This window comes from Mycetocola lacteus, from assembly GCF_003667575.1.
GTDB lineage: Bacteria > Actinomycetota > Actinomycetes > Actinomycetales > Microbacteriaceae > Mycetocola > Mycetocola lacteus.
Genome location: NZ_RCUY01000009.1, coordinates 1 through 19,569, shown reverse-complemented (window position 1 = coordinate 19,569; position 19,569 = coordinate 1). Strand labels below are relative to the sequence as shown.

General features: G+C 63.5%; 15 protein-coding genes. 2 read left to right on the top strand and 13 right to left on the bottom strand.

Annotated elements, in window-relative coordinates; genetic code table 11:
• Positions 1-118: 118 nt before the first annotated feature.
• Positions 119-1,237 (bottom strand): adenosine deaminase, encoded by a 1,119-nt coding sequence (locus tag D9V34_RS09380; RefSeq protein ID WP_121688583.1) that lies wholly within the window; start codon positions 1,235-1,237, stop codon positions 119-121.
• Positions 1,238-1,536: 299 nt separating this feature from the next.
• Here D9V34_RS09380 and D9V34_RS09375 point away from each other — a divergent pair, with 299 nt between their 5' ends.
• Together D9V34_RS09375 and D9V34_RS09370 are read left to right on the top strand one after the other, a co-directional pair.
• Entirely contained in the window at positions 1,537-2,853 is a 1,317-nt protein-coding gene (locus D9V34_RS09375) for a hypothetical protein (protein ID WP_121688582.1), read from the top strand.
• A 62-nt stretch (positions 2,854-2,915) separates the two neighbouring features.
• The gene (locus tag D9V34_RS09370) at positions 2,916-3,326 is read left to right on the top strand and encodes a hypothetical protein (protein ID WP_121688581.1); all 411 of its coding nucleotides are present in this window, start codon (positions 2,916-2,918) and stop codon (positions 3,324-3,326) included.
• Positions 3,327-4,402: 1,076 nt separating this feature from the next.
• Here the strand turns inward: D9V34_RS09370 and D9V34_RS17535 are convergent.
• The 12 genes from D9V34_RS17535 to D9V34_RS09310 form a co-directional block, all read right to left on the bottom strand.
• On the bottom strand, positions 4,403-5,185 hold the full coding sequence (locus D9V34_RS17535) for a DUF4190 domain-containing protein (protein ID WP_147441669.1): 783 nt from the start codon (positions 5,183-5,185) through the stop codon (positions 4,403-4,405).
• A 203-nt stretch (positions 5,186-5,388) separates the two neighbouring features.
• The gene (locus D9V34_RS09360; protein ID WP_183091933.1) at positions 5,389-6,063 is read right to left on the bottom strand and encodes a DUF4352 domain-containing protein; all 675 of its coding nucleotides are present in this window, start codon (positions 6,061-6,063) and stop codon (positions 5,389-5,391) included.
• 216 nt (positions 6,064-6,279) lie between these two features.
• The gene (locus D9V34_RS09355; protein WP_121688578.1) at positions 6,280-6,831 is read right to left on the bottom strand and encodes an FHA domain-containing protein; all 552 of its coding nucleotides are present in this window, start codon (positions 6,829-6,831) and stop codon (positions 6,280-6,282) included.
• A gap of 310 nt (positions 6,832-7,141) precedes the next feature.
• Positions 7,142-8,446, bottom strand: a complete 1,305-nt coding sequence (locus D9V34_RS09350; RefSeq protein ID WP_121688577.1) for a thymidine phosphorylase — start codon at positions 8,444-8,446, stop codon at positions 7,142-7,144.
• A gap of 111 nt (positions 8,447-8,557) precedes the next feature.
• Entirely contained in the window at positions 8,558-8,965 is a 408-nt protein-coding gene (locus D9V34_RS09345) for a cytidine deaminase (RefSeq protein WP_121688576.1), read from the bottom strand.
• A 2-nt stretch (positions 8,966-8,967) separates the two neighbouring features.
• The gene (locus D9V34_RS09340) at positions 8,968-10,299 is read right to left on the bottom strand and encodes an ABC transporter permease (RefSeq protein ID WP_121688575.1); all 1,332 of its coding nucleotides are present in this window, start codon (positions 10,297-10,299) and stop codon (positions 8,968-8,970) included.
• Complete coding sequence (locus D9V34_RS09335; RefSeq protein WP_245991985.1) at positions 10,296-11,804, bottom strand: ABC transporter permease; 1,509 nt, start codon at positions 11,802-11,804, stop codon at positions 10,296-10,298. The genes D9V34_RS09340 and D9V34_RS09335 overlap by 4 nt, the downstream gene beginning before the upstream one ends.
• On the bottom strand, positions 11,801-13,336 hold the full coding sequence (locus D9V34_RS09330) for an ABC transporter ATP-binding protein (RefSeq protein ID WP_121688573.1): 1,536 nt from the start codon (positions 13,334-13,336) through the stop codon (positions 11,801-11,803). The genes D9V34_RS09335 and D9V34_RS09330 overlap by 4 nt, the downstream gene beginning before the upstream one ends.
• A gap of 128 nt (positions 13,337-13,464) precedes the next feature.
• Entirely contained in the window at positions 13,465-14,547 is a 1,083-nt protein-coding gene (locus D9V34_RS09325; protein ID WP_121688572.1) for a BMP family lipoprotein, read from the bottom strand.
• 427 nt (positions 14,548-14,974) lie between these two features.
• On the bottom strand, positions 14,975-17,224 hold the full coding sequence (locus tag D9V34_RS09320) for an immunoglobulin domain-containing protein (protein WP_147441668.1): 2,250 nt from the start codon (positions 17,222-17,224) through the stop codon (positions 14,975-14,977).
• Positions 17,225-17,311: 87 nt separating this feature from the next.
• Positions 17,312-18,997, bottom strand: coding sequence for an RsmB/NOP family class I SAM-dependent RNA methyltransferase (locus D9V34_RS09315; RefSeq protein ID WP_121688570.1), 1,686 nt, complete (start codon positions 18,995-18,997; stop codon positions 17,312-17,314).
• Positions 18,994-19,569, bottom strand: a 576-nt coding sequence (locus D9V34_RS09310; RefSeq protein WP_425454449.1) for a methionyl-tRNA formyltransferase, incomplete at its 5' end; no start/stop codon positions are given. The genes D9V34_RS09310 and D9V34_RS09315, both read right to left, overlap by 4 nt.

Here is a 19,569-nt window from a genome sequence, read left to right as displayed (position 1 = left end):
GCCCCCGCTAGTCCATCTTTGCATGACTGGAACGCCTGATTGGCCACTCCGGGCGTTAAATACGATGGCGGCCGTCGTCACCGCAGTGACAACGGCCGCCATTTATGGCGTATGTACCCTATCCGCGCACGGCGTCGAAGCCGGCCTGAATCTGCTCAACCAGGTACTCACGGTCCTCCAGCGGCAGGAAGGCACCGGCGGCGGCGTTGAGCTGGAAGGTCTCCAGATCATCGAGGTCATAGCCGAACGTTTCGACCAGCAGACCCAGTTCGCGAGTCAGCGAGGTGCCGCTCATGGTGCGGTTATCCACGTTCACGCTGACCCGGAAGCCCAGCTGGTGCAGCATGTCGAACGGGTGGTCAGCCAGGTCCTCGCCCCAGGCGGCGATGGCGCCGGTCTGCAGGTTCGAGGAGGGGCTCAGCTCGAGCACGATCTCGCGGTCCTTGACCCACTCGGACAGGCGTCCGATGTTCACATAGACCTCGTCGTCATCGCTGCGCTCAACGGTGACATCCTCGGCCAGGCGCACACCGTGGCCCAGACGCAGGGCGCGACCATCGATGATCGCCGAGGTGATCGAGTCCAGGCCGGCGGCCTCACCGGCGTGCACGGTCACGGGGAAGAAGTTGGCGGCGAGGTAGTCGAAGGCTGCGCGGTGGCGCGAGGGCAGGAAGCCGTCCTCGGCCCCGGCAATGTCGAAACCGGAGACGCCGCGGTCGCGGTGACGCACGGCCAGCTCGGCGATCTCCAGCGCACGGTCGGCGTGGCGCATCGCGGTGATCAGCTGACCCACCTCGATCTCACGGCCAGACTCGCGCACCTCGGTGACGCCGGCTTCCAGCCCGGCCTGCACGGCCTCGACAACCTGGTCCAGGGTCAGACCGCGGGTCAGGTGCTGCTCGGGTGCCCAGCGGATTTCACCGTAGATGACGCCGTCGGCGGCGAGATCCAGCACAAATTCGTGTGCGACCCGGCGCAGGCCGGCCTCGGTCTGCATTACGGCGGTGGAGAGGTCGAAGGTCTTCAGGTAGTCAACCAGGTTGCCGGCGTTGCACTGGTCCAGGAACCACTGGCCGAGGTCTTCGGCGTTGTCGGCGGGAAGTTCAAGATCGATCTCGCGGGCGAGGTCGATGATGGTCTGGGGACGCAGGCCGCCGTCGAGGTGATCGTGCAGCGAAACCTTGGGCAACCGAGAAAGGTCGACACCATCAAGCGAGGGAATAGTAGTGTTAGTCACCCGCTCAGTCTACTTGCGCGCGCCCTGACGTCCCCACCGAGACCCGCCGTTTTTGGGTTGTGTTACGGGGTGACTTCGGAATGCGTTTGTCCGCTTAGTCCGTCTTAGTTCCCACTGGGGATTTTTCAACATGTCTCGTATTTGGCGCGACAAGAATCGCGGCATTCCGCAGGAAAATGTCATTTGCAGCGGAGGAGGCGTCGAGCCCGGAACACCTCTGCGCTCGGCATCGTTCCGAGCGCTCCGAGCTACCCCGGCCGATACCACTATCTTGTCCAGCAACGACGTGAGGACAGAAAATGGCGAACGATCGAGACCTGTCGGAGCTCAAGGGAAAAATGAAGAGGGCCGCAATTGACTGCTGGATGGCCGATACCGGCTTTTACCCACACATCGGCAATAGCAAGATCTATGCAAAATGGGGCTGGATGTTGAACTTCTACAATCGCCCCGATGAAAACGGACGAGGCGGCGGGGACGGGAATGGCGTCACGGCCAGTGTGGAGGCTGAATTTGATGCAATCCGCAGGGCGATAGACGCTCTCGTTGACCGGTGGCTAGATTTGCCCGATGGATCCGAGTGCGATGATCCCCTGCAGAGAGCTAAAACAACGGCCAACACCCTAGGAGCCTCGGGGGGCCCGGGCTCCGGAGAGAGTACCGGAGATATTTCTACCGCAAACAACACGGTACATGAGGTCACGATCAACAAACTGGTCGGTAGCTTCAGAGCGCCGTTCCTTGACAAATACTTCACTCAGTTTTCAACGGTACAGGGCGAGCTTGCGGCGGCCTGCATGATTCTGCAGACCAACTATGGTGCAGAACGCGAAATGTGGCCAGCAGCGCGCGTAGATGCCTCCAAGCTGTGCGAACGGGCACTTCAGGCTTGGATCGCGCAGCAGGAACAAGAGTCAGATGTCAACGCCACGATGGCGCTCACGACGGTCAGTGCGGTCGCTGGCGTGGTCACATCGTTAGCGACGGCGGGTGCGGAAACGATTGCTAGTGTCACGGCACTTAGTGCGATCGCCGGAAGCGCGACGATTGCAATCCAGGGAATCTCTTCCGACGTCGACGTGCGCGGCGGCTCGTATCAAGAAATCTTCCAGTCCCTGACCGAGGGATTTGAAAAACTCGATTCAGTCCTCAAATCCCAAGAACACGCACTTAACAAAATGCTGAGGGACACACTCGCCATGATGTACAGCGACATGTCGCGATTCAATCTCGACGCATTCGTGCTGGGTTCCTACCCGATTTCAGACGGAACCATGCGGATGGAACGCTCGGATACGCAGATCATCGTAAACAATATGAAACGAATTGCTGATTCGCTGACCCAGGCGGTTTCCACCCTTCAGAACGCCCCAGCGAGAAACCCTACGCCGCGCGACGGGAGTCTCGGAAGCGGATCAAATGGCACGCATACGGCCGCGAGCGAGCTATGGAACCGGGCTTCGCGATGCCTCGCGCTCACCACGAGCGAGTACGAGCGTGGAACGAGCCTTTTTCAGGCAACTGTTGAGGATTTCTTTCAGGCCGACGCGGAGGCAGCAAGAATCGTGGCAGAAATCATGGCAGCAGAGGCACTGACCGAAAGGTTTGACCGGTGACGGGGTTGATAAGTCGTGTGCTGGGACCAATTTCACTAGATGGTGGTCCCGGTGGAGGCACCATGGATACAAGCACTCGGATTCTGAACAGAACGGTTGACGTTCGATTAGAGATTGATTTCCCGCTGCGTTTTGATGAAACAGTCGTTCAGGACATTGATCAGATGCTGGAGAACCTGAACCTGATCGACACAATGGCGCGTAACACCATTAGAGGTGCACTCACTCACAGCTCATCCACTCCCGCAACAGTATTTCGCCAGTGGCTCCGGCAATCCACCAGCTCCGCACCGTCACCGCAGGATTTCATGGACGAGCTGGTTCTCAGCGGTATCAGGCTGTACCCCGATGGTGGCCGCACTAATCGCGTTCGGATTGAGCTTGAATACCAGTCACCGATACAGATCAGTCCTCGCATAACAGTCCAGTTCCTCGAACGCACCGGCCCCGAGCTACTACCCGCGCGGCGATGACGTTGGACGAAAACTCAACAAACCCGCCTCAGATACCGCTAGTCGGCGTCATAGCGACACAAAACCGCACCGGAGTCGGATGTTTTGGAGACCACAACGACACCATCCCATCTGATCTCACAGCTCACCGAAGATCCTCCACGACGGTCCTGCGTGGTAACCGCAATCTTCGCCCATGATTGTTTTGAATTGAATGTGGCAAGGCCGACCGAGGGCCAGTTCTCCGTATATGTCTTTCTGCCGTCGGAGTACTCAACCGAGAGTGGACTCTCTCCCCGCGCGCTGAGTGCAACTCGGCTGATTTTTTCCGACGTCATCGCCACGGAGACTATTACACACCCAATTAACAGAGCATTAGTGAGGATTCCGCTAAGTGCAATGACCAACGCCCGCCGTCCAAGGCGTCGAGGAAAACCTGACCTCCGAGCCTGGATACTCAACATCAACGCGATCACCCCTGCCATCGCCCCGGTTAACACGATGGGGAGGAGCCACGGCACAGGAATCACCAACAAAGGGAAGAGCGCGGCGCTGAAAGCAAGGCAGGCCAGGGCACCCCAGTGGCCCGCCACCACAAGGCGATGCGACGACTCCTCGACTACCGCTGACTGAGTCATAATCGCCGATCCTAGTTTCGCGGCGCGCGAAGCGAAACTGTAATACCTCAAATGCACGATGAGATGTCGTGGTGAGCGGCTACAAAGACGCTATTCACTCACGTTGAGTCTGTCGGCGTATTCGTGACCTTGACCTTGACCTTGACCTTGACCTTGACCTTGACCTTGACCAGAGCTTGTCGCTCCATGAATGGTTCGGGCGCAATCGGCCGATCGCCGAATGTGGATCCCAGGGAGCTTGTGGCTAAACCAGTGGTACTCACGAGCAGCGCCAGCGTTCCCGCGGCCAGCGCGGGGACGGCGGCTTAGCTGCCGCGTCGAAAGATTTGTACGCCGCAGGGCGCGGAGCTAGAAAACAGCATCGGGACGACTGATCCAGCACTGACGCCATCATCAGTGGAATTCCAAAACCCGCAAACAGACCGGTTCCGATCCTTTCAGGGACCGCCTCGACGAACGTCAGCGCACCTTGATGTACGCGGTTTCATCTCCCTGCTCCACGATTCCGAATTCGGCGCGGCCACCCTCCGTAATTCGAAGCAGACCACCGCCGTCATCTGGTATCTCTACCGTAACCTGTGCTTCGTAGCTCGCCCCGGTTGGCAGGGTGGCTCCCGCGGGCGCAGAGCCTGGATTGCCAGGGATGGTTCCATCGCGATTATTGATCAGGTCACCTCGTGCGGTGACGTACCGAAAACCGACATCGCTCGCGGTGCCAGTTGACGAGCCGGTAAACGTGATCGAATAGTCAACGAGCGCAAATCGTTTTTCCTGCTCCATACGCGGGACCAGGGGGTTCAGCTTTCGTAGCTCATCCACACTCAACACAGATACCGATGTCACCTTTACGCGGTAGTCTCCAACGGTTACCTCGGTTCCGGATTCAGCTGGGTTCTGAGCGGTACTACCGGGAGCGTCCCCAACCGAAGGCTTCGTTGAGCTATTTTCCCCGTGCGCGATGACCGAATACGCTGCCTGCGGCGCGAAGTACTGAGTCCTGAAAATACCGACCCCCAGTACGAGAGCCGTGGCCCCAGTGCTCACCAGCAAGGCAACTGCGCCAAGTATCAAACCGGTGACTGCAAGGCCCGTTCGCTGATGTTTCTTTAGCGCTAAGACAGCCAGGACCGATGCGCCCATCCCCATCAAGATCCCACCGATAGGAACAAACCCAATCAAAAACGCGATACCACCAAGAACCAGAGCGGACACAGCAAGCGCGTTCGATGCGTGAGAACTCACCGTCGAGGCCCCCGAAGGGAACGACGGCTGACCGTTCGAATGAGGACTAACTGACATGAGCGTTAAGTGGCCTTCCAGATGGAGAATTGAACGGTTTGTCCATCCTCTTGAACTCGATAGTTTTCAGTGTTGGAGTCGACTCAAGATACGCGTGCAAAACTAACAATTCTGTATGTCCCCACGAGACCCTGAGAATGGCGCGATCACTCATACGACACATAAACCGGGTCCCCAATTCCTCCGCGTTCCCAGATGGTCAAGAGACCCGGGGACTCCTTTGGGATTTCCAAAACAACGTTTCCCGTTGCGCTTCCCCCCTGACGGAGCATGCCACCGGCAAGCCCTTCCCCGAGTTGCGGACCCAAGGTCAGGTTCTTCAGCTCTGTTCCATCTTCGCTTCTAAAGCCAATCCGCACAGACTGCGCGCTTTGGTCGGTGGCGTCCGACGAGCTCGAATTGGTGACGGTGTAGTTCACAATCGCGTAGACAAACCCGCTCTTTGGTTCCAGCGAGCTTTTCGATTCAGCGAGCACCTTCGCGGTCGCGTCAGGATCAATCGAGTTAATGCGCACTGACAGCGTCGTCAACTGAATCTGGTCGTTCACCGCGGCCGGATTCCCCACGCTCCCGAGCGAAGAATCGCTGCGCTGCGCGAGCGACGTAACGCCAATCCCGATCAAACCACCCGGCAGCGATGTAGAGACTATCCCGAGCACCAGTGCGAATCCGCCGATACTCACCGCTGCCACAGAGCGCCGCTTACCAGCTGTAGGCTTCCAGGACCAGATCCCCAAGCAGACCGCTACCGCCCCCAGGATAACCCCGGCCACCGGCAAGACAGCAGCACACAGGGCAAGAAATGCAAGAATCAGGGACACCGTTGCGAGGCGACGTATCCGAATCGATCGCTCTAGATCGGTGGCGGCCCCGCGCAAGCTCTGACCGTGAGGATCGACCGGAGCGTCCCGTGCCGGTTGAGGAATACTCATGATTTACCTCCGCAAGCTGGATTTGGGTGGATAAGTGAGAAATGTTTGGTTTTCCGCGGGTAACTGACCACGGCTGTCGATAGCTTCGCGAACAACTGCCAAGAATCATGAGTGGTCTGGCACATCATGAAATGGGCGTAACGTCATGCAGAGACTCCCAAGTACAAACGTATCGTTCACGAGAATCTCGGTCTGTGAGGGCAGTAAGAGTTGAGTACCATTCGAGGCTGAAACAACAATGCCATTTGTAGAGTCCAGATCAGTGATATACCAGGAAGACTCGACACGTCGCAGAAAAGCATGAGTGCGGGACACGGTTCTCCCGGGATCTGCGATCCGCACATGGTTAAGGGCTTGATCACTGAGCGGGTTTCTGCCGATGACGAACGCATCGCCCTCTAACATGATCGGAATGCCCCCATCTGGCACAAGGCACCAAAGATCTGGGGACGCTCGACGCACAAATATTGTTTTGTCAAGATCTTCCACAACGGCACCCGATTCGCCGTACGCGTCAGAAAAAGGCTGTTCTTCAATTGGTTCTATCGCGGGCTCGATGACAACCCCGGCCATTCCCGGAAGTACTTGAGAGGCCCGCCGTTGAGAAAGCTGTTCCCAGGTTGGAGCGTCTGCAAAAGGGTCTACAAAATCGCCCATGCCGCTCCTCCCTCGGGAGTGTGGGCTGCGCCGTCGCGGTAAACCACGCGTCGCGAACGTATTCCCCCGTGCATTCTTCCTGGCAAAATCCCCCCTGCCGTGCTTGCGAGCACCCCTACAAGCGCGTTCATCCCCGTTGCGCACCCGAACGACCGTCGCTATTACGCACAGTCACCACGCATCCACAGTGTAGCGCGTTCACCGGCCCTCAGCTCTGCCGTGACGGCCAAGGCCGCTGCCCTTGTCGCCGACGCTGCGCGGTCAACAACAAGAGCAGCGGCCATTTCAGACGCCGTGGAACTTCGGCAACCTACCCGATCTTCTCGGCGATCAGCGCGGGCGGGGTCCAGCCGGTGGCGTCGGCGGAGATTTCGAAGGCGCCGTCGATCGCCTCGAGGGCGCGGGCGAAGCGGGCGGGCTCGTCGGCGGAGAGGGTGAACAGCGGGTCGCCCACCTGCACGGTGTCGCCGGGCTTGGCGTGCAGGTCCACGCCGGCCGCGTGCTGCACCGGATCCTGGGCGCGGGCGCGTCCGGCACCCAGGCGCCAGGCGGCGATGCCGAACGGCAGTGCGTCCTGCCGGGTCAGCACACCGGCGGTCTCGGCGTACACGGTGTGGGTTTCGTTGGCCACGGGCAGGGCCGCATCCGGGTCCCCGCCCTGACCGGCGACAAATGCGCGCCAGGTATCCATCGCCCGGCCATCGCGCAGCGCGGCCTCCACGTCCGCGTCGGGCTGACCGGCGAGGGCCAGCATTTCCTTGGCCAGCGCGATGGTCAGCTCCACGATGTCGGCGGGGCCACCGCCGGCCAGTACCTCGATCGACTCACGCACCTCGTTGGCATTTCCGATCGCCAGCCCCAGCGGGGTGTCCATCCGGGTCAGCAGCGCGGTGGTGTTCACACCCGAGTCACGGCCGAGGTCCACCATCGTCTGGGCCAGCTCACGCGCGCGATCGAAGTCGCGCATGAATGCGCCGCCTCCGAACTTCACATCGAGCACCAGCGAGGCGGTCCCCTCGGCGATCTTCTTGGACATGATGCTCGAGGCGATCAGCGGGATCGAGTCCACGGTTCCGGTGATATCGCGCAGCGCATACAGCTTCTTATCGGCCGGGGCGAGGTCGGCACCGGCGGCGCAGATCACGCCACCCACCTCACGCAGCAAGCGGATCATCTCTTCGGGCTCAAGGTCGGCCCGCCAGCCGGGGATCGCCTCAAGCTTGTCCAGGGTCCCGCCGGTGTGGCCGAGGCCACGACCCGAGAGCTGCGGGACGGCCACGCCGAAACTGGCCACCAGCGGCATCAGCGGAAGGGTGATCTTGTCTCCGACTCCCCCGGTCGAGTGCTTATCGGTGGTGACCTTACCCAGACCCTCGAAGCTCATCCGCTCCCCCGAGTTGATCATCGCGTGGGTGAGATCGCGAATCTCGGTGCGGTCCATGCCGTTCAGGAAGATTGCCATGGCCATCGCGGCCATCTGCTCCTGGCCCACATACCCACGGGTGAACGCGTCCACCAGCCAGTCGATCTGGGCGGTGCTCAGGATGCCCGAATCTCGCTTCTGGCGAATCAGGTCTACCGCGTCGAAGGCCTCTACGGCGTTGTTGATGGTCATCTTCGCTCCTCTATTTGTGCCGATTATTTCGGCCCGGATGCCACACAGCGGCGACCCGATTATGTCGGATCGCCGCTGGAGGCACTGTGAAATTATGGTGAGACTCGGGGGCTATTCGCCGGCGTACTCAACCAGGGTGCGCGGCCCGAACGCGTCGGGCAGAACCTCCTCGATCGTGCGAATCCCCGAAAGGGTGTTCAGCAGCATACCCTCGGCGGAGTGCTCAAACAGCAGCTGCCGGCAGCGACCACAGGGCATCAGGACAGCGCCGTTTCCGTCCACACAGGCAAACGCGACGAGCTTGCCGCCGCCGCCCATGATCAGGTCGGAGACCAGCGAGCACTCGGCGCACAGGGTCACCCCGTAGCTGGCGTTCTCGATGTTGCAGCCGGAGACGATCCGGCCACCATCGGTGATGGCCGCGGCCCCCACCGGGAACTTCGAATACGGGCTGTAGGAGCGCTCCATCGCCGCCACCGCGTGTGCGTGCAGGGCATCCCAGTCAATAACGTCAGACATGACTATCCCTTAATGTAGGGCTTGCCGGACGCGGCCGGGCCCACCGATTGGCCCACGAGACCGGCCACCGCCAGGATGGTCACCACGTAGGGCAGCATGAGCATGAACTCGCTGGGCACCGGGGATCCCACCGCCGCCAGCACATTCTGCAGGTTCGAGGCGAACCCGAACAGCAGCGCGGCCAGGGTGGCCCGGATCGGGTCCCAGCGACCGAAGATCACGGCCGCGAGGGCGATGAATCCGGCACCGGCAACCATTTCCTTCTGGAACGATCCCACCGACACCAGGGTGAAGTAGGCACCGCCCAGACCGGCGATTGCACCGGCCAGCGAGACGTTCCAGAACCGGGTGCGAGCCACGTTGATACCCACGGTGTCGGCGGCCTTGGGGTGCTCACCCACGGCGCGCAGACGCAGACCCCAGCGGGTCTTGAACAGGCCAAGGAAGACCAGCGCCACCACCACGTACATGACGTAGACGAGGGCCGACTGGTTGAACAGCACCGGTCCGATGACCGGAATCTCGCTCAGCCCGGGGATCGCCACCGGAGCCAGACGCGGCGCGGTGTTCAGCGTCGCGGCATCCTTGGTCAGGACCGAGGAGTAGAGGAACGAGGTGAGGCCGGTGACCAGCACGTTCAGCACCACACCAACGATGACCTGATCCACCAGGTACTTGATCGCGAAGGCGGCGAGCACAAAGCTCACCAGCACACCGGCGACCATTGCGGCGACCAGACCAACCCAGGGGCTGCCGGTCAGCGAGGCAACCATGGCCGAGCAGAACGCTCCGGCCAGCAGCTGGCCCTCGATCGCGACGTTGACCACACCCACACGCTCGGAGATCACGCCACCCATCGCGCCGAAGATCAGCGGCACGCTGAGGCTCACGGTTCCCAGCAGCAGACCGGTCACCGGCACATTGTTGCCCACCATGGCCCAGGCCAGGAAGGCCACCATGAAGGCCACCGCGAACACAACCACCGAGGCGGTGACGATGATGCGGCGGGTGCGCGGGATCAGGGTGCCGGTCTTCAGGGTTGCCCAGATGACCAGGGCGGTGAGGACAATCAGCAGTACGGTGACCACACGGCCGGTGACGGCGGCGTCGGTTTCCCAGGTCGGCAGGCTGATCATGTCATCGGGGTTTGACCAGCGGAAGCCGGTCTTTCCCTCCCGCGGGAAGACCACAAACAGCAGGATCGACACGACGCTGAACACGGCCAGCGCGATCGCGGCCTTCCAGCTGCGCAGCTCCTTCTTTTCCAGGACCTCACTGATCGCGGCATCGGCCGCGGGAGTCACGACCCGGGTGTTGTCGTTGTGTGCGCTCATGCCGAAACCGCCTTAGAGTTGCGACGCAGCGGACGGCGCTTGAGCTTGCCGTCGGCCGAGGGGATGAAGAAGATGGCGCGGATCAGCGGCGGGGCGGCGATGAACAGCACGATAAGGGACTGAACCACACCCACGATGTCCACCGAGACACCCTCGGCGGCCTGCATGGCGAATCCACCGGCCTTGAAGGCACCAAAGAGGATACCGGCGGCGAAGATGCCCCACGGACGCGAGCGGCCCAGCAGGGCCACGGTGATCGCATCGAAACCGATACCGGCATCGATGCCGGAGGTCAGACCATCCGGGGTGGTACCGAGGATCTGCATCACACCGGCCAGACCAACCAGCCCACCGGCAAGCGCCATCGCCCACACGTACGTGGACTTAACGTTGACACCGGCAACCAGGGCTGCGTTGGGGTTGGTACCCACCGCGCGGAACCGGAATCCGGTGCTTGAACGGTTCAGCAGCCACCACACACCCGCGGTGGCGAGCACCACGATGATGAAGCCGGCGTGCAGCTTGTAGTTCGGTCCGAGGATCGCGGGCAGAACCGCGGTCTCCAGCATCGGCGGCGACTTCGGGTTGACCGATCCCGGTGCCTGCAGCAGGCCCTGGGTACGCAGCATGAAGGAGATCAGGTAGAAGGCGATGTAGTTGAGCATGATCGTCAGGATCACCTCGTGCGCACCGGTGCGCGCCTTGAGGAATCCGACGATTCCACCCCAGATCGCACCGGCCGCGAGACCCGCGAGGATTGCGACGGGCAGGTGGATCCACATCGGCATCGGGAAGGAGAATCCGACCCAGCCGGCGGCAGCGGCGGCAACCAGCATCTGGCCACGACCACCGATGTTGAACAGGCCCACGCGGAAGGCGAGGCCCACACCCAGACCGGCCGCGATCAGCGGGGTTGCGTAGGTCAGGGTGTCGGTCAGCGGACGAATACCGCTGGCGAAGTCATCCCGACCGAAGTTGTAGATCGCACCCTGGAACAGCGAGCTGTAGGCACCGGAGACCGAACTCCACACGGCACCGAAGAAGTCTCCGGGCTGGGCGAAGAAGTATCCGGCGGTTTCCTGCACGTCGCTGTTGGTCAGCGCGATCAGGATGCCACCGATGATGAAGGAGACCAGCACGGCCAGCAGCGTCAGAACGATCGGGCCGTTCATGATCTCGCGCAGCACGCGGTTGGTGGCCGGCTCATCGGCGGAGGGCTTAGCCTCCCCCTCGGCAACGGCCTTGGCCGCCGCCTTCTGCTGTGCCTTGGTCGCAGCCTTGGCCTCAGCCTGGGCTGCAGGGGCAGCTTCCGGAGACGGCTCCACGGGAGCGGAGGCCGAATCGGAGGGAACAGCCTCGGTTTCGGTGGCGGCGAGGATTGCATCCTCCACCTCTTCCACGTGGCGGTTGTGCGCCTCGGTGTGCTCGGCTTCCTGACGACGGCGCTCGGCGCGCGTCGCGGGCTGCTCGGCCTCGTTTTCGGGGTTCATGGGCTCCTCGTTCACGCGGTCACCTCGGCGCTCGCGTCGGTTGCTTCGGCGTGACGTTCGCCGGCCATCATCAGGCCGAGAACCTCACGCGGGGTGTTCGCGGGCACGATGCCCACGATCTCGCCCCGATACATCACGGCGATGCGGTCGGCCAGGGCCACCACCTCGTCCAGCTCGGTTGAGACCACGATCACCGGCACACCGGCATCACGGGTGGCAACCATCCGCTTGTGGACAAACTCGATCGAACCCACGTCGATACCGCGGGTCGGCTGCGCGGCCACAAACAGGGCCAGGTCGCGGCTGAGCTCGCGCGCCAGCACAACCTTCTGCTGGTTACCACCGGACAGCTCGCTCGCAAACGAGGTGATGCTGCCCGAACGGATATCAAACTCGGTGCGCTTCTCGGTCGCGAAGGCATCGCGGAATTCGCGCTGCACGTTGCCGGCCTTCACAAAGGGGGCACCGGTGGAGCGGTCAAGCATCAGGTTTTCGGCGATCGTGAACTCGGCGATCAGGCCATCCCGGTTGCGGTCCTCGGGGACAAAGCCCACGCCGGCATCCAGGATGCTGCGCACGCTGCTGCCCAGGATCTCGCTGCCGTTCAGCGTGATGCTGCCGGACACCTTGTTCTGGAGGCCCAGCAGTGCCTCGGTGAGCTCGGTCTGGCCGTTGCCCTGCACGCCGGCGATGGCGAGGATCTCGCCCTGACGCAGCGAGAAGGACACGTCGTTGACAACCTTGAGTCCGTTCTCGTCCAGCACGGTCAGGCCGGAAATCTTGAGCACCTCGTTGCCCGGCTTGGCGGGCTCCTTGTGCACGGTGAGGTCCACCGAACGGCCCACCATCAGCGCGGCCAGCTCGGCGTTGCTCGCGGTCGGGTCCGCCTCGCCCACGATCTTGCCGAGGCGGATCACGGTGATAGCGTCGGCCACCTCGCGCACCTCGCGCAGCTTGTGGGTGATGAACACGATCGAGCGTCCCTCGGCACGCAGCTGCTGCATGATCGCCATGAGCTCGTCGGTTTCCTGCGGGGTCAGCACGGCCGTGGGCTCATCGAAGACCAGCACGCGGGCGTCCTGGGAGAGTGCCTTGATGATTTCCACACGCTGCTGCACACCAACCGGGAGGTCTCCCACTCGGGCGTCGGGGTCCACATCGAATCCGAAGCGAGCGGAGATCTCGCGCACGCGGGCGCGCGCCTCCTTCATCTTGAGCACACCGGCGAACCCGGCCTGCTCGTGACCCAGGATGACGTTCTCGGCGACGGTGAAGACCGGCACCAGCATGAAGTGCTGGTGCACCATGCCGATGCCGGCGCGCATGGCGTCACCGGGACCGGCAAACTGCTGAACCTCATCGTCCAGCAGGATTTCGCCACCATCGGCCTGATACAGGCCGTAGAGCACGTTCATCAGGGTGGACTTGCCGGCGCCATTTTCGCCGAGCAAGCAGTGAATCTGACCGGGCTCAACCACCAGGTCGATCCGGTCGTTTGCGGTAAAGGCACCAAATTTCTTGGTGATCCCGCGAAGTTCGAGTTTCATTCTGTCCTTCTCAGTACAGCGGGGTACAAAGCGAATTCGACCGGGGTCTGGTCGAATAACGGGGCACGCGTCCGGGGGAACGAATGGTGTTTCGCTCCCCCGGACGCGGCTGTACTACGTGCCGAAAATTACTTCTTCGGCGACGAGGGGGACTTCACGACGATCGAGCCGTCGATGATGCCCTTCTTGATGGTGTCCAGCTCGTCCTGCAGCTTGGGGTCAACCTTGCTGGCGAAGTCGTGGAACGGAGCCAGGCCAACGCCGTTGTTCTCCAGGGTACCGATGTAGGCGGTAGCGTCGAACTTGCCCTTACCGGCCTGGGTCACGATGTCATCGGTTCCCGACTTCATCTGCTTCAGCACCGAGGTCAGGTACAGGTCCTTGTCGGCCGGAGCGGTCTCGTAGAGGTCCGCGTCGACACCGATCATGGCGACGTCCTTCTTCGAGTCCTTGATCGCGGTGATTGCGGACTGGAAGACCGGGCCACCCACGGGCATGATGACGTCGACGTTCTGCTCGATCAGGCCGGCAGCAACCTGCTTGGCGGTGTCGTTAGCGGCGAAGTCACCGGTGAACGAACCGTTCTGGGTGTCAACGTTCCAGCCGCGGACCTGAACGTCCTTGCCCTTCTGCTCGTTGAAGTACTTCACGCCATCGGCGAAGCCATCCATGAAGATGGTCACGGTCGGCAGCTGCATACCACCGAAGGTGCCGACAACGCCGGTCTTCGAGTAGGAGGCGGCGGTGTAGCCGGCGAGGAAGGAAGCCTCGGCGGTGTCATAGATCATGTGCTTGACGTTGGGCAGGTCAACCTGGTTGTCGTCAAGGGTCACGAAGTGGGTCTTGGGGTTAGCGGTAGCGGCAACCTTGGTGGCGTCCGACAGCTTGAAGCCAACGGAGAAGATGATCGAGCAGTTCTGATCAACCAGGCTGGTCATGTTGGGTGCGTAGTCGTCGTCCTTGTCCGACTGTACGTCCTTGTACTTCACGCCCAGCTTCTTCGCAGCCTCAGTCAGGCCCTCGAAGCTCGACTGGTTGAACGACTTGTCGTCGAATCCACCGGAGTCGGAAACGATGCAGGGCAGGAACTTGCTGTCGGCAGCACCGCCCTCAGCAGGCTTGGTGGGTGCCTGGCCACAGCCAGCCAAAAGCGCGATAACGCCGAGCCCGGCGATACCGGCGGCGGCCGCCTTACGAACGGAAATAGTCACGGGTTAGACCTCCAGAATGCGTCCTCGCCGATCGCGAGGGTCTGTGCCAAACGTTACCTAATGTTTCGGGCCCCTGGGCCTTCCCCCACGCGGCCGAAACACAAGTGTTACATCCGTGCTATGGACGGTGGGTAGCCGTGCGGCGAATTTTCGGGACTTTTGCGCGTTAAACCCTTAACGCGACCTCATTGAACGAATCTGGGACTTCTCGGCGTGTCGCCAGGTTATGAGCGCATCCACAGGCTCGTTTGACCCACCCGATTCTCGGGGCAATCCCAGCGGGCTTTCGGGAAGCGCGGGTCGTAGTGACAGCGGCGCCCCGCGCCTCGAACCAGGTCGAGACGCGGGGCGGATGTCGCGGGGTGCACGCGAGGTGTCCGATACCGCTCGGGTGCCGGGCGGCGGGTCAGGTGGCGGATCGGTCAGACTAGATCATGTTCCGACGCCGGGCGCGCAGAGCCATCACGGCCCCCAGTGCCAGGAGCAGCCCGGCACCCCCAAGTGCAAGGAGAGGCGAGGCCCCGGTGTGAGCGAGTCCGCCGGCCTTCCCCGCCGGGTCACCGACGGTCGTTCCGGCGACGGCCGTGGAAGAGCCGGAGCCCGACTTGCCGTCGGTTCCAGGCGCGGCACTCGGAGCGGCGGTCCCGGTCGGAGTCGTGGAGGGCTCGAGGCTCGGGTCCGTGCTCGGCTGCGGGGACGGGTCGATAGTCGGATCGGTAGACGGATCGGTGCTCGGATTTGTGCTTGGCTGCGGGGACGGTTCGGTAGTCGGGTCGGTGCTCGGATCTGTGCTCGGCTGCGGGGACGGCTCGGTTGACGGATCCGGGTCCGGGACGGCCGCCACCAGCGGCAGCGGCAGAGCCGCATCCAGGCTGCGGTCCCCCGGCGTCGCACTGAGCAGGACGACGGAGTAGTCCACACCGGGCTTCATGGTGCCCGCGGACGGCCGCACCGAGCGGTCAAAGAACCCGTTGCGCAGGTTCCAGCCCGGCTCAATCTCGACCTTAGTGACCGCATCTTCGGCGAGGTAGTCCGCGCCGCGCGCGTTCCAGCTCGCGGTGGGCACGATGCCGTAGATCAGGTTGGTCTTGGGGGTGCCAAAACCGCCCCCGAGCACGTCGATATCGTTGTTCTTGGTCACGTCGAACCGGGTGCCCGCGGGGTGGCTCTCGACGTTCAAACGCAGGGTGGGTGTGGTCGGGGCGGGGAGCACGGTGAAGTGACCGATACTGCTCACCACGTCGGGACCGTGCCCGTTGCGGGCCAGGGTCCGGTACTGTGCGCCATCCCAGTCGGCGGGCACGGCATCCACCACCATCGAACGCGAGTTCAGGAGTCCGTCGCCGGGCAGGACATTGGCCCAGGACTTTCCACCGTCACGGCTGAGCTGCGGCACGTAGACGGGCTCGGGGTAGCCGGTGAAGCCCGAGGTGACAAACGCCTGAGAGCCGGCGTAGACGACGCGGTTACGCGGCTTGGAGTCCTCCCAGGGCAGCACGAGTGCCTGTACATCCACGAACGCGTCGTAGGTGTTGGCGGAGAGTGATCCCGCCTGCACGCTCAGGCGATAGTAACCGGCATCTCCGACCTTGCGATCGGCCAGCACCAGGCTGGCCTCGGTGGCACCCTCGACGTTTTTCCAGGGACCGCGCCAGCTGTCGGCACGCTGCCACTGGTAGGTCATCGGAATGTTGGTTGTGGCCGCGCCGGTGAGGGTCACGGTGTCGCCGGGCAGCGCCTGCACGCCACTCGGCTGCTGAGTGATTTTGATCGGCTGGATGTCGACATAGTCGGGGACTCCCCCGGCCAAGCTCAGGGTCACGCCATAGGGAACCTTCTTGGCATCCCCCGATCCACCGCTGGAGTGCCAGTAGGTGGTGAGGCCCGACCGGTAGTGGAAGTCCACCAGGTCCGTGGGCCAGGATCCCCAGCCGGTCGGGTTCGCGGCCTTGGTTGCCGGGGAGATTGCCGAGTCCTTACTACGCGGGGACGCCGGGTTTTTCGGATCGGTCAACGGGAAGTAGTCGGTGCCCGCATAGTGCGGGATCGAGCGGATCTCATTGCCCGAGATGCTCACGCCGTCAAGCTCCAGGATCGTCGCGTTTTTCACCGGGGTCAGCGGGGTGATCGCACCGGACCCTCCGGGGTCACCGGCCGAGCCACCCAGGGTTGCCCGGATCACGCCGTGTCCGGTGGCATCCACATCGAGCACCGGATCCTGGATGTACCACGGCACCAGGCCGCCGTAGGAGTAGATCGTAAATGCGCCGGTCCAGGCGATGTGCGCCTCGCCCGTCGCGGTGTTGTGCTGGCCGGTTCCGCCGGTGAACAGCGCACGCTGGCGCGAGTCATCGCCCACCATCGGCAGGCAGCGGTTATCGCGGGTGACCTTCAGCGCATCGCCGTTTGCCGCACGCTTAAGCAGGGTCACGTTGCCCTCGGTGGTGCGATAGTCGGCATCGGTGCCGTCGGCAATGCCCGCAACGAAGTACGAGCAGGCACCGCTGTTGCTGGTGCCCTGAGAGACGGCGTTGACGCCCCACTCGAAGGTTGCGGTGGTAATGGGGGTTTCCTCGCCGGGGGCGGCGAGGGCCGGTGCGGCACCCACGCCTCCGGCAAGCAGCGCGAGGGTAACGCCGGCGGCGCTCCACGCGGAAAGTGTACGAGAAATTGGCACGGTAACTTCCGGGTCAAATAACGGGGGACGGTTAAGCGTAGCCTAACCTAACCCTGTTAATCGACTCGGAACGATACCGTGTTGCTGCTAGGCGGTGTAAGACTCCCCCACGCGGAACAGTGCGATGAACATCGCGTCGGTTCCGTGGCGGTGCGGCCAGAGCTGCACGGTCGATCCGTCACCCACGATCAGCCCCTCGCCGAGGTCCAGCGGGGTGTTGGTCACACCGTTGAGCAGCGCCTGGGTGTCCAGCAGGGTGACCTCCGGGTGGCGACGCAGGATCTCGGTGACCACACCGCGGGTTTCGGCGATGTGCGGCGAGCAGGTCACATAGGCCAGCAGGCCGCCGGGCTTGGTACCGGCCACCGCGGAATTCACCAGGTCCAGCTGGATCACGCCGAGTTCGGCGAGGTCCTTGGGGGTCTTGCGCCAACGCGCCTCGGGACGACGACGCAGCGCGCCGAGTCCGGTACACGGGGCATCCACCAGGATGCGATCGAAGCCCTGCGGGTGACGCTCACCCCAGTCGCGGGCATCCGAACGGCTAACCTCAACCTCTTCGGGGAGCACCGAGAGGGCACGGCGCACGAGGTCGGCGCGGGCGGGCACCACCTCGTTGGCAATCAGCGTTGCGCCGGCGTTCAAGGCCTCGGTGGCCAGCAGCACGGCCTTGCCTCCGGGCCCGGCACACAGGTCACTCCACGTTTCCCCGGCGGCGATCTCGCGCGTCCGGGTCAGGGTCAGGGCCGCGAGCTGCGAGCCCTCATCCTGAACCCGGATCAGCCCGGCGGCGGCACGAATCACGGCCTCGGGATCTCCCCCGCCCAGCGTAAACGCCAGCGGCGAGTAGGCGGCGGGCTCGGCCTCGGCCGGCTTCTCGACCCGCTCGGGCAGCGCAATATAGGTGACCTTCGGGGCCTCATTGTCGGCGGCCAGGGCCGCCTCCAGCTCGTCGACCCGACCCTCGGCGCGCAGCGACTGGCGCAGCGCACGCACGATCCACTCGGGGTGCGAGTGCAGCAGGCTCAGGCGCTCATCCTCGCTGGTGGCCGACGCGGCCACGCGCTCACGCCACTCCTCGGGCGAGGTGCGGGTGATCCCGCGCAGTACGCCGTTAACAAATCCGGTGGAGGAGCGTGAACCGACCTCGCGAGCCAGCGACACCGACTCGTTGACCGCCGCGTGGGCGGCCACGCGGGTGCCGAGGATCTGGTGCACACCCAGGCGCAGCACGTCGAGGATTTCGGGATCGATCTGGTCGGCCGCACGGTTGGCCGCAAGCTCGATCACCCGGTCGTAGTAGCCGCGCAGGCGCAGGCTGCCGTAGCAGAGTTCGGTCGCGAGGCCCGCGTCGGCCGAGCTGAGGGCCGCGCGGCGAATCGCCACGGGCAGCAACAGGTTGGCGTACGCGTCATCCGAGCGCACGGCCACGATCACGTCATAGGCGACCCGGCGGGCGGGCTGGACGGCGTCCCCGGCGCGCTCATCGCGGGCCGGTGCGTGCCCGGGGCGACGCTGGCCGCCGCCGCGGGGTCCGCGACGCTCTCCGCCACGCTCACCGGTACTCGATCCGCGACGCTCGCCGCCGGAACCGGATTCACGAACGGGTCCGCGACGCTCGCCGGAACCGGAACCGTTGCCACTGCCCTCCCCCGCACGGGTGGGCTTGCCGGAATTCGGCCCGCGGCGGGCGGGCCCGGTGCCGCGGGGTCCGCGTCGCTCGGGGCCGCGGCCCTCGGGGGTGGAGCCTGGGCGTCCGTCGTACTCGCTCATCGGGTTTCCCCCTCGGTAGAAGTGGTTGCAGAAAGGTCTGAGGAAAGCGCTGCGCGCGGTGTGGGATCGGCACCGAGGCCGCGCCACCAGGAGCCCGCGTCCATCGCCTGTTTCCCGGCGGGCTGGACCCGCAGCAGTTCCAGGGCACCGTCGAGGGTACCCACCAGCACGCGCTTGCCGACCAGGCGGATAACTCCGGCGTCCAGGGCGGTTTCGGTGGCCCGGGCCGCGCGCAGGATCTTGAAGCGTGCGCCATCCACCAGGGTGTAGGCGCCGGGCTCGGGAGTGACCCCGCGATAGCGGTTGTAAAGTTCGTGCGCCGGAGTATCGAAGGTCAGCAGCGCATCGTCCAGGCCGAGCTTGCCGGCAAAGCTCGGCTCGCCCTGCTGGACCGCGGAGGTCGCGCTACCGTCGGCGATGGCATCAACCGTGCGCGCCAGCTGGGCGGCGCCGGTCTCGGCGAGGGCCGCCAGCAGCTCGCCGGCGGTGATGTCGGGATCCACCGGGTGCACCTCGATGGAGATGATCTCGCCCGCGTCGAGTTCTGCGACGAGTTTAAAGATGTCGGTGCC